Below are 14,279 nucleotides of genomic sequence, written 5' to 3' on the forward strand. Positions count from 1 at the left end.
AAACAGCAGCAAACGAGGAGGATGTACATGGATTATATTAAACCGAAGCAAGTAGTAGAAAGCATGATCCAAGCAGGGTCAGATAAAGCAAAACTATCAATTAAAGATTTAGTCATTCGTGGAATACTTTCAGGAGCGTTACTTGGTTTTGGGACAACACTAGCCTTTAATGCAGAAATGCAAACAGGACTAGGGATTGTAGGTGCCGTCCTTTTCCCAGCTGCTTTTGTCATTATTATCCTTCTAGGACTTGAATTAGTAACAGGGAACTTTGCTCTTATTCCTTTAGCAGTACTAGAGAAAAAAGCAACAATGGCTGAACTTCTTAAAAACTGGACTTGGGTAATTATAGGTCATTTAATTGGTGCGTTCTTCTATGCCTTACTTTATGTAATCGCGATAACAAACTTTGGCCAAACAACAGATCATGTAATGATTCAGAAACTTATTAACGTTGCTGAAGCAAAAACGCTAGCTTATCAAGCGTTAGGTAGTTCTGGCTTTGTAGTGGTTATCGTTAAAGCAATTCTTTGTAACTGGATGGTATGTCTTGGTGCAGTAATGGCTATGACTTCTCAATCTACTATTGGAAAAATTGTTAGTATGTGGCTCCCGATTTTAATTTTCTTTGCCCAAGGTTTTGAACACGCCGTTGTAAATATGTTTGTTATCCCAGCTGGTATGCTTCTTGGGGCAGATGTGAGTTTTGCAGATTGGTGGATTTGGAATCAAATACCTGTCCTAATCGGAAATATACTAGGTGGATTCATTTTTACTGGTTTTGCACTATATGCAACGTATCAAACTGTGTCGAAACAAAAGGTGAAATTATCATCAGTTAAAGCAACGGAAATGGAGGGAGTGTAATGGGAATTGTCTATATCGTTGGTGCAGGGCCAGGTGATGAAGAGCTAATTACGGTTAAAGGGCTAAAATGTATCGAACAGGCAGACGTTATTTTATATGACAGATTAGTAAATAAAGAGTTATTAAACTATGCAAAGGCTGGAGCAGAGCTAATCTCGTGTGGAAAATTGCCAAATTGCCATACGATGCAACAGAATACGATTAATTTAACGTTAGTGAAGTATGCAAAACAAGGGAAAGTAGTTACTCGCTTAAAAGGTGGAGACCCCTTCATCTTCGGGCGTGGTGGTGAAGAAGCCGCAGCATGTAGTGACGCAGGGATCCCATTTGAGATCGTACCCGGTATAACATCGGGTATTGCCTCTCCTGCATATGCTGGTATACCAGTAACCCATCGTGATTACAGTTCTTCCTTTGCAGTTGTAACGGGGCATCGCAAAAATGGAGAACCGGACAATACAAATTGGGCAGCATTAGCAAATGGAATTGATACGCTCGCGATTTATATGGGAATGAAGAACTTGAATTATATTTGCGAGCAATTAATCGAGAATGGAAAAAGTGAAGATACTCCAGTTGCATTAATTCATTATGGGACTACCAATCACCAACATACTGTAACAGGTACATTAGCAACTATCTATGAGATTGCCAAAAGAAAACAAATTAAAAATCCTAGTATGATTGTTATTGGGGAAGTTGTTCGATTGCGTGACCAACTTAATTGGTTCGAGACGAATGAAGAATTGCTTGCAGTTGGTGGAATGTAATGGAGGCAGTTCTTTATATTTGCCACGGAAGTCGTGTGAAATCTGCATGTGATGAAGCGGTGGCTTTTGTGGAAAGGTGTAAAGAAGTTCGACAGGAAAGGATTCTGCAACACTGCTTTTTGGAATTAGCAGAGCCTACGATTTTTCAAGGTATTCAACAATGTGTGGAACAAGGTGCAACGAAAATTCGTGCTATCCCGGTATTGTTATTAACTGCAAATCATGCACTGATTGATATTCCAAAGGAGATTAATAGAGCAAAACAACATTATCCTCAGTTAGAAATTCAAATGGGTGAGCCGATTGGGGTTCATCCTTTACTTATTGATTTGTTGGTTGAGCGATTGCAACAAACGAATCAAGAGGTGACTGCTTGGTCGAAAGTGGTGTTAGTTGGGAGAGGGTCAACAAATGGTCGTGTTAAGCAAGATTTATCACAAATAGCTAGTAACCTTGGAGAGAAGATTAGTCATCCAGTTGAAGTTAGCTTTTTAACAGGGTGTGAACCATATTTTTCGGATAAAATTGCAACACTTGATTCGAGTAATGTGGATAGAGTGTTTATACTACCTTACTTTTTGTTCACGGGTATATTAATAGAAGGAATACGAAAAACGGTAGAGAAGGTAGTGGGAAATCACGATTGTCAATTTATTATTTGTGATTATTTAGGGAACTCACCAGTTGTAGTGGAAGCTTTGAATGAACGGATTGAAGAACTTGTTTGATGGATGAAAAAGGGATGTGTAGAAAGTTGATACACATCCCTTTTCATATTTATTAAAAATGGTGCTACTGCGGTGAACACATCAATATGTCATCGTCCCCGTCTCAAAATGATCTTTCAGACGTATCTTTTACCACTGTTCTCCGCTATCTAAACTCACTTGCCATTCCACACCAAACTTGTCCTTCACTGCACCGTAGCATTTGCTCCAAAATGTTTCTTGAAGCTCCATGTTTACTGTACCACCTTGTTTTAAACCTTCGAAAGAAGAGCGAATAAATTCTTCATCTTTACTTACTAAAGTGACACTAATGTTGTTACCAACAACATAAGGAGAGCCTGGCCAATTGTCTGAGAACATTAATCTACTACCTGCTACATAAATATTCGTATGCATTACTAAATTTTTTGCTTCCTCTGGGATAGGGTAGTCTGGATTTTCTGGTCCATCACCGAACGTCATAATTTGTGGTGCTTCTGTTTTAAATACATCTGCATAAAAATTTACCGCTTCACGACAGTTTCCATCAAAAATTAAATACACTTCAATTGCCATATGATCCAACTCTCCTTAAAAAAATGTAATTTTCCTGTTAATTGTACTATATTTTCTCGTTCAACTGGTACTAATATACAATGTGTGCCCGGTACAAAAACAATTCAGAATATTTCGTGTACCAGGTACACAAACAATTCTGAAAATTCATCCTCCTCTGTTTTAAATGAGAAGGTAATTTGCACCTATATATAGGTAATGATAAAATGAAGAGTGATACTATATGGGAAGTGAAAATATTCATGGCGAACATTTTAAATAAAATTTTTGATCCGAATAAAAAAGAAATAAAAAAATTAAATAAAATTGCAGACCAAGTTGAAGCACTTGCTTCTCAAATGGAACAACTTAGTGATGAAAATCTTAAAGCGAAAACTATTGAATTTAAAGAACGTTATCAAAATGGGGAAACGCTTGAACAGTTACTTCCTGAAGCATTTGCAGTTTGTCGTGAAGCATCACGCCGCGTACTTGGGATGTATCCTTTCCGTGTTCAAATTATGGGTGCTGCAACGTTGAACGATGGGAACATTGCAGAAATGAAAACAGGGGAAGGGAAAACATTAACTGCAACAATGGCCGTTTATTTAAATGCAATAACTGGCAAAGGCGTACACGTTGTAACAGTTAACGAATACCTTGCAAGTCGAGATGCTTCTCAAATGGGTGAACTGTACAATTTCTTAGGTCTTTCAGTTGGTCTAAATTTAAACAGCCTATCAAAAGAAGAAAAACGTGAAGCTTATGCAGCTGACATCACATACAGTACAAATAATGAACTTGGCTTTGACTATTTGCGTGATAACATGGTTCTTTATAAAGAAGAACGTGTACAACGCCCTCTTCATTATGCCGTAATCGATGAGGTGGACTCGATTTTAATTGACGAAGCACGTACACCGTTAATTATTTCTGGTCAAGCTGGAAAAACAGCGAAATTATATGTTCAATCAAATATGTTTGTTCGTATGTTAAAAGCAGATGAAGACTACACATATGATGAAACAACAAAAGGTGTTACTTTAACTGAAAATGGTATTGGAAAAGCAGAGAAAGCATTCGGCATTGATAACCTATTCGACCTTTCTCATGTCCGTTTACTACATGCAATTAACCAATCATTAAAAGCGCATGTATCGATGCATCGCGATGTCGATTATGTTGTTCAAGATGGTGAAATTGTTATTGTTGATAGCTTTACTGGACGTTTAATGAAAGGCCGTCGTTATTCAGATGGATTGCACCAAGCAATTGAGGCAAAAGAAGGTGTAGAAATCCAAAACGAATCGATGACAATGGCAACAATTACATTCCAAAACTATTTCCGTATGTACGAAAAACTTGCTGGTATGACAGGTACAGCAAAAACGGAAGAAGAAGAGTTCCGTAACATTTACAATATGCAAGTTGTCGTAATTCCAACGAACAAACCAATTGCCCGTGATGACAGACCAGACTTAATCTTTGCTACAATGAACGGTAAATTTAATGCGGTAGCTGCGGATATTGCAGAGCGCCATAAAAAGGGTCAGCCAGTATTAGTAGGTACTGTTGCAATAGAAACATCCGAAATTATTTCACAGTTATTAGACAAACATAAAATTCCACATAATGTGTTAAATGCGAAAAACCATGAACGAGAAGCCGAAATCATCGCAAATGCAGGAAATCGCGGTGCCGTAACAATTGCAACAAATATGGCCGGTCGTGGTACCGACATTAAACTCGGTGAAGGTGTTTTAGAACTTGGTGGTTTAGCAGTAATTGGTACAGAACGTCATGAATCACGTCGTATCGATAATCAGTTGCGCGGTCGTTCTGGACGTCAAGGGGATCCAGGTGTTACGCAATTCTATTTATCTTTAGAAGATGATTTAATGCGTCGATTCGGTTCAGACAAAATGAAAGCAATGATGACTCGATTAGGTATGGATGATTCTCAACCAATCCAGTCAGGCATGGTTTCAAAAGCCGTTGAGTCTGCTCAAAAACGTGTTGAGGGGAACAACTTCGATGCACGTAAACGTTTATTACAATATGACGATGTACTTCGTCAACAACGTGAAGTTATTTATAAAGAACGTCGCGATGTATTAGAAACAGATAATATGCGTGCGCTTGTGGAAAATATGATCCAAGAATCAATTGAAAATATTGTTGGTGTTCATACACAGGGCGACAAAAAAGATTGGAATTTAAAAGCACTAGAAGATTATATTCAAGCTAATTTATTAGAAGAAGGCGCAATTAAAGCAAGTGATCTTGAAGGTAAATCTCCAGAAGAAATGATTCAATTCATCTACGGCGAAGTGCAAAAACGTTACGATGAAAAAGAAGAAGCACTTACACCTGAACGTATGCGCGAATTTGAAAAAGTAATTTTACTTCGCTCAATTGATACAAAATGGATTGACCATATCGATGCAATGGATCAATTACGTCAAGGGATTCACCTACGTGCTTATGGCCAAACAGACCCATTACGTGAATACGAGCAAGAAGGATTTGCGATGTTCGAGGACATGGTTGCATCAATTCGTGAGGACGTAACGAAATATGCAATGAAAGCACAAATCCGCAACAATCTAGAGCGTGAAGAAGTTGCAAAAGGTCAAGCTGTGAATCCAAAAGAGGAAGCTGCACCAAAGAAAAAGCAACCAGTGCGTAAAACACAAGATATTAAACGTAATGATCCATGTCCATGTGGTAGCGGCAAGAAATACAAAAACTGCCACGGTGCACAGCAGGATTAGTTGGTTAGTTTATTGGTGTTTTGTGCGGATAACGAGTTGACTCGTGCACATGGGTGGTGTGTTGTGCAGATAACGAGTTGACTTGTGCACTTGTGCCTTGTCTAGTGCGGATAACGAGTTGACTTGTGCACATGAGCTTGCATTTTAAGCAGTTAACCAGTTGAATTGTCCGGATGACTTAGCTTTTCGTCCATACAGATGAAGTTTTCGTCCGGATATCACAGGGTTTTGTCCATTCAACGAGGTTATTCGTCCACATAGCCCAGCCTTCCGTCCACAAAAGATTGGAACGCCACTATAAAATGAAAGTCATTGAACCGTAGTCATCGAAGGGATGATACGGTTCTCTCAATTTAATATTGTACGGAGGATTTTATATGATTGAATTATCAGAAGTGAGAAATTCGTTAGAAACTACAGCCAAAAAATTGGTGGACTTCAGGGGGTCTCTTTGACTTAGAAAACAAAGAGGCACGAATCCAAGAGTTGGATGAAATGATGTTAATGCCAGGATTTTGGGATGATCAAAGTGGTGCCCAAACGGTTATTAATGAAGCAAATGGTTTAAAAGCCATCGTAAATGAATTCAATGAGCTTGTTGCCACACAAGAAAATTTAGAAATGACATTAGAGCTTTTAAAAGAAGAGCCAGATGAAGAATTACAAGAGGAACTTGGTAACGAATTGAAAGAGTTTGAAACGAAAATGGATGCTTTTGAACTACAAATGTTATTAAGTGAACCTTATGATAAAAATAATGCTATTTTAGAGCTACACCCTGGTGCTGGTGGAACAGAATCACAAGATTGGGGCTCAATGTTACTACGGATGTATACTCGTTGGGCAGAGCAACATGGTTTCAAAGTAGAAACGATGGATTATTTACCTGGGGACGAAGCAGGGATAAAATCGGTGACGTTATTAATTCAAGGACATAATGCTTATGGCTATTTAAAAGCTGAAAAAGGTGTTCACCGTTTAGTTCGTATTTCACCGTTCGATTCTGCAGGGCGTCGTCATACATCTTTCGTTTCGTGTGAAGTAATGCCAGAATTCAATAATGAAATTGAAATTGATATTCGTACGGAAGATTTAAAAATTGATACGTATCGAGCAACTGGTGCGGGTGGACAGCACATCAATACAACTGATTCTGCCGTTCGAATTACACATATTCCAACAGGCGTTGTAGTATCTTGTCAGGCAGAACGCTCTCAAATTAAAAACCGTGAAAAAGCGATGAACATGTTAAAAGCAAAATTATATCAACTTGAAATTGAAAAACAACAAGCTGAATTAGATGCGATTCGTGGCGAGCAGAAAGAAATCGGCTGGGGATCACAAATCCGTTCTTATGTATTCCATCCATATTCAATGGTAAAAGATCACCGTACAGGATTTGAAACTGGTAACGTTCAAGGTGTTATGGACGGAGAATTAGATGGTTTCATCAATGCATATTTACGTTCTCGTTTAGGTTAATAAAAGTGAAGGCATTTATAAGTTATCAAAGACTTGTAAATGCCTTTTTATATTACAGATCTGAATAAATCCCTGTTACTTTTTTTAATTTTTTCACGTCAGCTTTAACAGTAATATATTCATCAGCCAAAACACCAATTCTGTACTCAACTTGATCCAGTTTGTTTAGTATTGTTTGATGATTTTTATCTACGTTTTGACCTAAGTTATTAACTTTCTGGCCTAACGAGTCGAGTTTTTGTTCTAAATTATTTACTTTCTGGTCTAATGAGTCAAATTTTTGTTCTAAATTATTTACTTTCTGGTCTAATGAGTCAAATTTTTGTTCTAAATTATTTACTTTCTGGTCTAATAAGTCAAATTTTTGTTCGAAGTTATCTACTTTCTGCTCTAATAAATCAAATCTTTGTTCTAACTTATCAATTCTTTCTGAGAGCTTCGTGAATTTTACATCCATTTTCGATGATAGTTCCAATATCGCTTGCAAGATTTGGTTATTTTCTGTCAATCCAGACCCTCCTCTCTTTGATGTTACGAATTTTAATACTTGTAAATATTATACCTCGATTTTACATGAAAATAAATTTAGTTAATATTTTCTCTCCCATTTGCATTTTTTCAATTTTCATGAATATAATATAAGAACAAATGTTCTGTTTTGGGAGGGGTTTTTTATGGCATATATCCCCATTGAAACTGTTCCGTATTTTGAAGCAGCGATTTATTTACCGATGCTTTTAATCGTTTTAGAAAAGGATTACACAGAAATCGAAAATGGGCAATTTAAGTTCAAAAGTCCATACATTTATTTAATAGAAGAAGCAAGAAGAAATGTTGAGATTGATTTGAAAAATACGAAGGCGTACTTAAGAAAACATCAATTAAAAGTTGTTCGAAAATCACGGGATGATTTGTTTTCTGAATATGAATTTCATTATGCAGGAACATTGGAAATTCGAAGATATGCAAATATACGCCTCCGAAATCATGTAGAAGAGTTGCTTAAACTTTATTTGAAGAAAGCTTTAATAAGTTACTCAAACGGATAAGTCATTTTGTAGGATTAGTCTTTGGTGTGTCCCGAATTTATGTAACATTGTTGCACAAACATATTGAGTACAGAATGAAGAATAGTTAAAGTTTAGTATTAGTTCGCGACCATCTTTTAATGTAATTTCAGTGCTATCTTTAATGCGGCGAATGTTGATAATTGCATGAAGTCCGACCCACACATTATTTGGTGAAGTTGGTGATAAAAGTGGGAAGAATACGCAAGGCATACCATAATCGTGTGAAATAATAATTGGAAGTTTGTGTTTTTCATCACCAAAGAATCGTTTTGAAACTGAACGAGCAGTTTTGTAATTAGATCCCATTAACACACATGATTTTCGAATTATGTAAATCGGTTTTCGTGAAACAATAATTTCTCCACTTTTGTCATAAACACGTGAATAAAGCTTGTCCCCATGTATTAAAGGTTCGATAAGATAAGTGTTAAACGAAATATGATACGAATCAGCAATATTTACATTTCCCATTTTTATTTCCCCCTTAAATGATTAGTGTTGTGGATTTATAGACATGATAGTATGAATTTTGAGCGAATTCAATACATAATTTAGAAAATTTTGTAAATTTAAAATTTCCCTACTCTAAAACAGCCCAAAATGAAAATTTCAAACATATTTTCAACGACGCAGAAAAAATTAATCTATTTTTCAGAATATATTGCAAATTGAGTCAAGGTTATCTTATAATAGAAAAAAGGGAATCGGGGTGATATCGATGGATAAATATTATTCATACACAGATTTTCTTAAAGCAGTTGGACATTATCAACATGCAAACGAATCTGAGAAATTATTGAATGAAATTTATTTGGACTTGTTTTTGAACAGTATGCAAAGACTACAAAGAATTGACCAGTTGAAAGATCTCATCGATAGAGCATTAGACGAACGTGATAAAGAAGCCTTTTTAGCATACACAGCAGAATTGAATGAATTACAAGAAACTCAAGAACTAGAAGATGCACAAGAAGCAGTAAATTAATAGATTATTTTAAAGTCGCCTATTAAAACAGTGCCAAAAATGTAAAGTTTATCTTTACTAAGGCAATGTTTATAATGGGCGACTTTTCTGCCGTTTAAAATAAAATTTTAGAATATACGTTCGCTTTTTAGTTCGTGTTTTATGAATAGTATGCTAAAATTAATATACAAGTATTGGGTGAAAGGACGATTAACGAATGGCCGAAACTTTTGATTTACAGTCCGCTTATCAACCTAGTGGTGACCAACCGAATGCCATAGCGGAATTGGTAAAAGGAATAAATGAAGGAAAACGACATCAAACTTTACTCGGAGCTACTGGAACTGGGAAAACATTTACCATTTCCAATGTAATAAAAGAAGTGAATAAACCAACACTTGTAATAGCTCATAATAAAACGCTTGCTGGGCAACTATATAGTGAATTTAAACAGTTTTTCCCAAATAATGCAGTTGAATATTTTGTTAGCTATTATGACTATTATCAACCAGAAGCATATGTACCACAGACGGATACGTACATTGAAAAAGATTCTAGCATTAATGATGAAATTGATAAATTACGCCACTCGGCTACATCGGCTTTATTCGAAAGAGAAGATGTGATTATTATTGCTTCTGTTTCTTGTATTTATGGTTTGGGGAATCCAGAAGAATATAGAGAATTGGTATTATCAATTCGTGTTGGCATGGAAATTGAACGTAATCAACTGTTAAGAAAACTTGTAGACATACAATATGAACGAAATGATGTGAATTTTACACGTGGTACATTCCGTGTTCGCGGAGATGTAGTTGAAATTTTCCCAGCATCTCGTGATGAGAAATGCATACGTGTAGAGTTTTTTGGAGATGAAGTTGATCGAATTCGTGAAGTAGATGCTCTAACTGGTGAAATAATGGGTGAGCGAGAACATGTGGCGATTTTCCCAGCATCCCACTTCGTAACGCGCGAGGAAAAAATGTTAAAGGCCATCGAAAATATAGAAAAAGAACTGGAAGAGCAGTTGGAAAAATTCCGTTCTGAAGATAAGTTACTTGAAGCTCAACGTTTAGAACAACGGACGAAATATGATTTAGAAATGATGCGTGAAATGGGCTTCTGTTCAGGGATTGAAAACTATTCAAGGCATTTAACATTAAGAGAAGCAGGGGTTACGCCATATACATTGCTCGACTATTTCCCAAAAGACTTTTTGCTCGTTGTTGATGAAAGTCACGTAACATTACCTCAAGTTCGCGGTATGTATAATGGAGACCAAGCACGTAAAAATGTTTTAGTCGAACATGGCTTCCGATTACCGTCTGCATTAGACAATCGCCCTTTAAAATTTGAAGAGTTTGAAGAACATATTCACCAAGCTATTTATGTTTCTGCTACACCAGGTCCATACGAAATTGAACATACTCCAGAAATGGTAGAGCAAATTATTCGTCCTACAGGGTTATTAGATCCAACGATTGACGTACGTCCAATTGAAGGACAAATTGACGACTTAATCGATGAAATCAATGACCGCATTGCAAGACAAGAGCGTGTACTTGTTACTACGTTAACGAAGAAAATGGCAGAAGATTTAACGGATTACTTTAAAGAAATGGGCATCAAAGTGGAGTATTTGCACTCTGAGGTCAAAACGTTAGAACGGATTGAAATTATTCGCGAGTTGCGAAAAGGTACATTTGATGTGCTTGTCGGTATCAACCTACTTCGTGAAGGATTAGATATTCCAGAAGTATCCCTTGTCGCAATTCTTGATGCGGATAAAGAAGGATTTTTACGTTCTGAACGTTCATTAATTCAGACAATTGGACGAGCTGCTCGAAATTCTAATGGACACGTAATTATGTATGCAGATCGCATCACTGATTCAATGAAAAAGGCGATTGATGAAACGAAACGCCGTCGAACAATTCAAGAAGCATATAACAAAGAACATGGTATAACACCACAGACAATTCAGAAGAAAATACCAGACTTAATTCGAGCAACACAAGCTGCTGAACAGGAAGAAACATATGTTACAAAAGTAACAAAAGGTAAAAAATTAACAAAGGCAGAAATAGAAAAGTTAATTGCTTCATTAGAACAAGAAATGAAAGAAGCAGCAAAAGCACTTGATTTTGAACGTGCAGCCGAATTACGAGATACGATATTTGAATTGAAGGTAGAAGGGTGACCGAAATTGAAAAATACAGAAATAGTAGTGCAAGGTGCACGTTCGAATAATTTAAAAAATATTAATGTCACGATTCCTCGGGATAAACTCGTTGTCGTAACGGGTTTATCTGGTTCGGGGAAATCTTCTTTAGCATTTGATACGATTTATGCAGAAGGACAACGCCGCTATGTTGAGTCGTTGTCAGCATATGCAAGACAATTTTTAGGACAAATGGATAAGCCGGATGTTGATTTAATTGAAGGGTTATCACCGGCAATTTCCATTGACCAAAAAACCACGAGCCGAAACCCACGCTCTACGGTTGGGACAGTTACGGAAATTTATGATTATTTTCGTTTATTGTTTGCTCGAATTGGTAAACCAATTTGTCCAAATCATAATATTGAAATTACGTCACAAACCATTGAACAAATGGTGGATCGCTTATTAGAGTATCCGGAAAGAACTAAAATGCAATTACTTGCACCGATTGTCTCGGGTCGAAAAGGATCCCATGTGAAATTGTTAGAGGATTTGAAAAAGCAAGGCTATGTTCGTGTTCGTGTTGATGGCGAAATGAGAGATTTAGATGATTCAATTGAGCTAGATAAAAATAAAAAACATAACATCGAAGTCGTGATTGACCGAGTTGTCATTAAAGAAGGTATCGCATCTCGTTTAGCCGATTCTTTAGAAACAGCTTGTCGACTAGCTGATGGAAAAGTACTTGTTGATGTGATGGAGCATGAGGAACTGTTATTTAGTGAACACCATGCTTGTCCACATTGTGGATTTTCTATCGGTGAGTTAGAACCGCGCATGTTTTCATTTAACAGTCCATTTGGTGCTTGTCCTTCTTGTGATGGTCTAGGCACAAAACAAGAAGTGGACCTGGATTTACTCATTCCCGATTGGAACAAAACATTAGAAGAACATGCAATTGCTGCTTGGGAGCCAACAAGTTCACAATATTACCCATCACTTTTAAAAGCAGTTTGTGAACATTATGGAATACCAATGGATGTCCCTGTTTCCCAATTACCAAAAAGTCAAATGGATAAAATTTTATATGGATCAGGGACAGACTTAATTCATTTCTATTATGAAAATGATTTTGGTAGTGTCCATGATAAAAATATTGAATTTGAAGGTGTTGTTCGAAATATTGAACGACGATTCCGTGACTCCTCATCTGATTGGGTTCGGGAACAGATGGAAAAATATATGACCCAACAACCATGTCCATCATGTAAAGGATATCGTTTAAAACCTGAAACTTTAGCGGTAAAAGTAGAAGGTATACACATTGGGGAAGCAACAAAGCATTCGATTGCAGAAATGTACGAATTCTTTACGAATTTAACGTTATCTGAAAAGGATATGCAAATAGCGAGATTAATTATCCGAGAAATTACGGAACGACTCAGCTTTTTACTCAATGTAGGGCTCGATTATTTAACATTATCCCGATCTGCAGGAACACTTTCCGGTGGTGAAGCGCAACGTATTCGTTTGGCAACTCAAATCGGCTCTCGGTTAACAGGTGTATTATATATTTTGGATGAACCTTCTATTGGATTGCATCAGCGAGACAATGATCGTTTAATTGCAACGTTACAAAGTATGCGTGATTTAGGTAATACATTAATTGTTGTAGAGCATGATGAAGATACAATGATGGCTGCAGATTATTTAATCGATGTTGGGCCAGGAGCAGGTGTTCATGGTGGAGAAATTGTTGCAGCTGGAACGCCAGAAGAAGTAATGAACAATGACGCATCTATTACAGGGAAATATTTAAGCGGGAAAAAATTCATTCCACTCCCTGTAGAACGTAGAAAATCGGATGGACGTAAATTAACGATTAAAGGTGCAACGGAAAACAACTTAAAAAATGTAAAAGTTGATATACCGTTAGGACAATTTGTTGCTGTAACAGGTGTTTCAGGTTCAGGTAAATCAACGCTTATCAATGAAATTTTATATAAATCCCTCGCACAAAAATTAAATCGTGCGCGTACAAAACCGGGGACACATAAAGAAATAACTGGTATAGAACATTTGGATAAAGTGATTGATATTGACCAATCACCTATTGGGCGTACACCTCGTTCAAACCCAGCAACTTATACTGGTGTATTTGATGATATTCGAGATTTATATGCAACGACGAATGAAGCAAAAGTACGCGGCTATAAAAAAGGGCGCTTTAGCTTTAATACAAAGGGCGGCCGTTGTGAAGCTTGTCGAGGTGACGGCATCATCCGAATTGAGATGCACTTCTTACCAGATGTATATGTGCCTTGTGAAGTGTGTCATGGAAAACGTTATAATCGTGAAACACTGGAAGTCCGCTATAAAGAAAAAAATATCGCTGAACTACTGGATATGACGATTGAAGATGCTGTTGTATTCTTTGAAAATGTACCCAAAATTCAACGTAAACTTCAGACGATTGTTGATGTAGGACTTGGATATATGAAACTTGGACAACCAGCAACGACATTATCAGGTGGTGAAGCACAGCGCGTAAAGCTTGCTTCAGAATTGCATCGCAGATCTTCTGGTAAATCGTTCTATATTCTTGATGAGCCAACAACTGGGTTACATGCAGATGATATTGCACGACTTCTTAAAGTGTTGCAACGTTTAGTTGATAATGGAGATACTGTACTTGTTATCGAACATAATCTAGATGTTATTAAAACTGCCGATTATATTATCGATCTTGGTCCAGAAGGTGGCGATAAAGGTGGTACAATTATCGCTACTGGTACACCAGAAGAAATTGCAGAAAATGAAAATTCTCATACTGGTCGCTATTTGAAAACAATCTTAGAACGTGACAAAAAGCGAATGGAACAACTATTGGCTGAAGCCTCTAATAAATAAAACAGATACAAAATTT

12 protein-coding genes are annotated in these 14,279 nt (G+C 36.9%); 9 read left to right on the forward strand and 3 right to left on the reverse strand.

The features are described 5' to 3' along the window. Positions 1–27: 27 nt before the first annotated feature. From NKR20_RS03445 to NKR20_RS03455, 3 genes are read left to right on the forward strand one after another with little or no spacing between them, the layout of a single operon-like run. Complete coding sequence (locus NKR20_RS03445) at positions 28–867, forward strand: formate/nitrite transporter family protein (RefSeq protein ID WP_253423662.1); 840 nt, start codon at positions 28–30, stop codon at positions 865–867. After that, on the forward strand, positions 867–1,637 hold the full coding sequence (gene cobA, locus NKR20_RS03450; RefSeq protein ID WP_253423665.1) for a uroporphyrinogen-III C-methyltransferase: 771 nt from the start codon (positions 867–869) through the stop codon (positions 1,635–1,637). Before NKR20_RS03445 ends, cobA begins: the two co-directional genes overlap by 1 nt. Further along, positions 1,637–2,365, forward strand: coding sequence for a sirohydrochlorin chelatase (locus NKR20_RS03455; protein ID WP_253423669.1), 729 nt, complete (start codon positions 1,637–1,639; stop codon positions 2,363–2,365). Before cobA ends, NKR20_RS03455 begins: the two co-directional genes overlap by 1 nt. 129 nt (positions 2,366–2,494) lie before the next feature. Here NKR20_RS03455 and NKR20_RS03460 read toward each other — a convergent pair whose 3' ends face one another. After that, entirely contained in the window at positions 2,495–2,920 is a 426-nt protein-coding gene (locus tag NKR20_RS03460; protein ID WP_253423673.1) for a VOC family protein, read from the reverse strand. A gap of 242 nt (positions 2,921–3,162) precedes the next feature. Here NKR20_RS03460 and secA point away from each other — a divergent pair, with 242 nt between their 5' ends. After that, positions 3,163–5,673, forward strand: coding sequence for a preprotein translocase subunit SecA (secA, locus tag NKR20_RS03465; RefSeq protein ID WP_253423676.1), 2,511 nt, complete (start codon positions 3,163–3,165; stop codon positions 5,671–5,673). A gap of 380 nt (positions 5,674–6,053) precedes the next feature. Continuing rightward, positions 6,054–7,155 (forward strand): peptide chain release factor 2 gene (gene prfB / locus NKR20_RS03470; RefSeq protein ID WP_121213939.1). Its coding sequence is split into 2 segments (ribosomal slippage): positions 6,054–6,125 and positions 6,127–7,155, totalling 1,101 coding nucleotides; the frame shifts between segments, so codons are not numbered across the junction. Between the two features lie 52 nt (positions 7,156–7,207). Here the strand turns inward: prfB and NKR20_RS03475 are convergent. Further along, a complete protein-coding gene (locus NKR20_RS03475) occupies positions 7,208–7,663 on the reverse strand; it encodes a hypothetical protein (protein WP_253423679.1) in 456 nt (151 codons plus the stop codon). A 166-nt stretch (positions 7,664–7,829) separates the two neighbouring features. On the opposite strand from NKR20_RS03475, the gene NKR20_RS03480 reads away from it, so the two are divergent. Continuing rightward, positions 7,830–8,204 (forward strand): YhjD family protein, encoded by a 375-nt coding sequence (locus NKR20_RS03480; protein WP_253423682.1) that lies wholly within the window; start codon positions 7,830–7,832, stop codon positions 8,202–8,204. Here NKR20_RS03480 and NKR20_RS03485 read toward each other — a convergent pair. Beyond that, positions 8,193–8,696 carry a competence protein ComK gene (locus tag NKR20_RS03485; RefSeq protein ID WP_170148395.1) on the reverse strand — a complete coding sequence of 168 codons (504 nt, stop codon included), beginning with the start codon at positions 8,694–8,696 and terminating at the stop codon, positions 8,193–8,195. The genes NKR20_RS03480 and NKR20_RS03485 overlap by 12 nt on opposite strands. A 247-nt stretch (positions 8,697–8,943) precedes the next feature. Between NKR20_RS03485 and NKR20_RS03490 the strand changes: the two genes are divergently transcribed. The 3 genes from NKR20_RS03490 (at position 8,944) to uvrA (ending at position 14,263) form a co-directional block, all read left to right on the forward strand. Then, entirely contained in the window at positions 8,944–9,210 is a 267-nt protein-coding gene (locus NKR20_RS03490; RefSeq protein ID WP_121213920.1) for an IDEAL domain-containing protein, read from the forward strand. A 196-nt stretch (positions 9,211–9,406) separates the two neighbouring features. Beyond that, a complete protein-coding gene (gene uvrB, locus NKR20_RS03495) occupies positions 9,407–11,389 on the forward strand; it encodes an excinuclease ABC subunit UvrB (protein WP_253423685.1) in 1,983 nt (660 codons plus the stop codon). A gap of 6 nt (positions 11,390–11,395) precedes the next feature. After that, a complete protein-coding gene (uvrA, locus tag NKR20_RS03500; RefSeq protein WP_253423688.1) occupies positions 11,396–14,263 on the forward strand; it encodes an excinuclease ABC subunit UvrA in 2,868 nt (955 codons plus the stop codon). Positions 14,264–14,279 lie beyond the last annotated feature (16 nt).

It is taken from the genome of Ureibacillus endophyticus (assembly GCF_024159215.1).
Taxonomy (GTDB): Bacteria; Bacillota; Bacilli; order Bacillales_A; family Planococcaceae; genus Ureibacillus; species Ureibacillus endophyticus.

Coding starts and splice junctions, on each gene's coding strand:
- NKR20_RS03445 (WP_253423662.1), top strand. CDS start 28: ATGGATTATATTAAACCGAAGCAAGTAGTAGAAAGCATGATCCAAGCA.
- cobA (WP_253423665.1), top strand. CDS start 867: ATGGGAATTGTCTATATCGTTGGTGCAGGGCCAGGTGATGAAGAGCTA.
- NKR20_RS03455 (WP_253423669.1), top strand. CDS start 1,637: ATGGAGGCAGTTCTTTATATTTGCCACGGAAGTCGTGTGAAATCTGCA.
- NKR20_RS03460 (WP_253423673.1), bottom strand. CDS start 2,920: ATGGCAATTGAAGTGTATTTAATTTTTGATGGAAACTGTCGTGAAGCG.
- secA (WP_253423676.1), top strand. CDS start 3,163: ATGGCGAACATTTTAAATAAAATTTTTGATCCGAATAAAAAAGAAATA.
- NKR20_RS03480 (WP_253423682.1), top strand. CDS start 7,830: ATGGCATATATCCCCATTGAAACTGTTCCGTATTTTGAAGCAGCGATT.
- NKR20_RS03485 (WP_170148395.1), bottom strand. CDS start 8,696: ATGGGAAATGTAAATATTGCTGATTCGTATCATATTTCGTTTAACACT.
- NKR20_RS03490 (WP_121213920.1), top strand. CDS start 8,944: ATGGATAAATATTATTCATACACAGATTTTCTTAAAGCAGTTGGACAT.
- uvrB (WP_253423685.1), top strand. CDS start 9,407: ATGGCCGAAACTTTTGATTTACAGTCCGCTTATCAACCTAGTGGTGAC.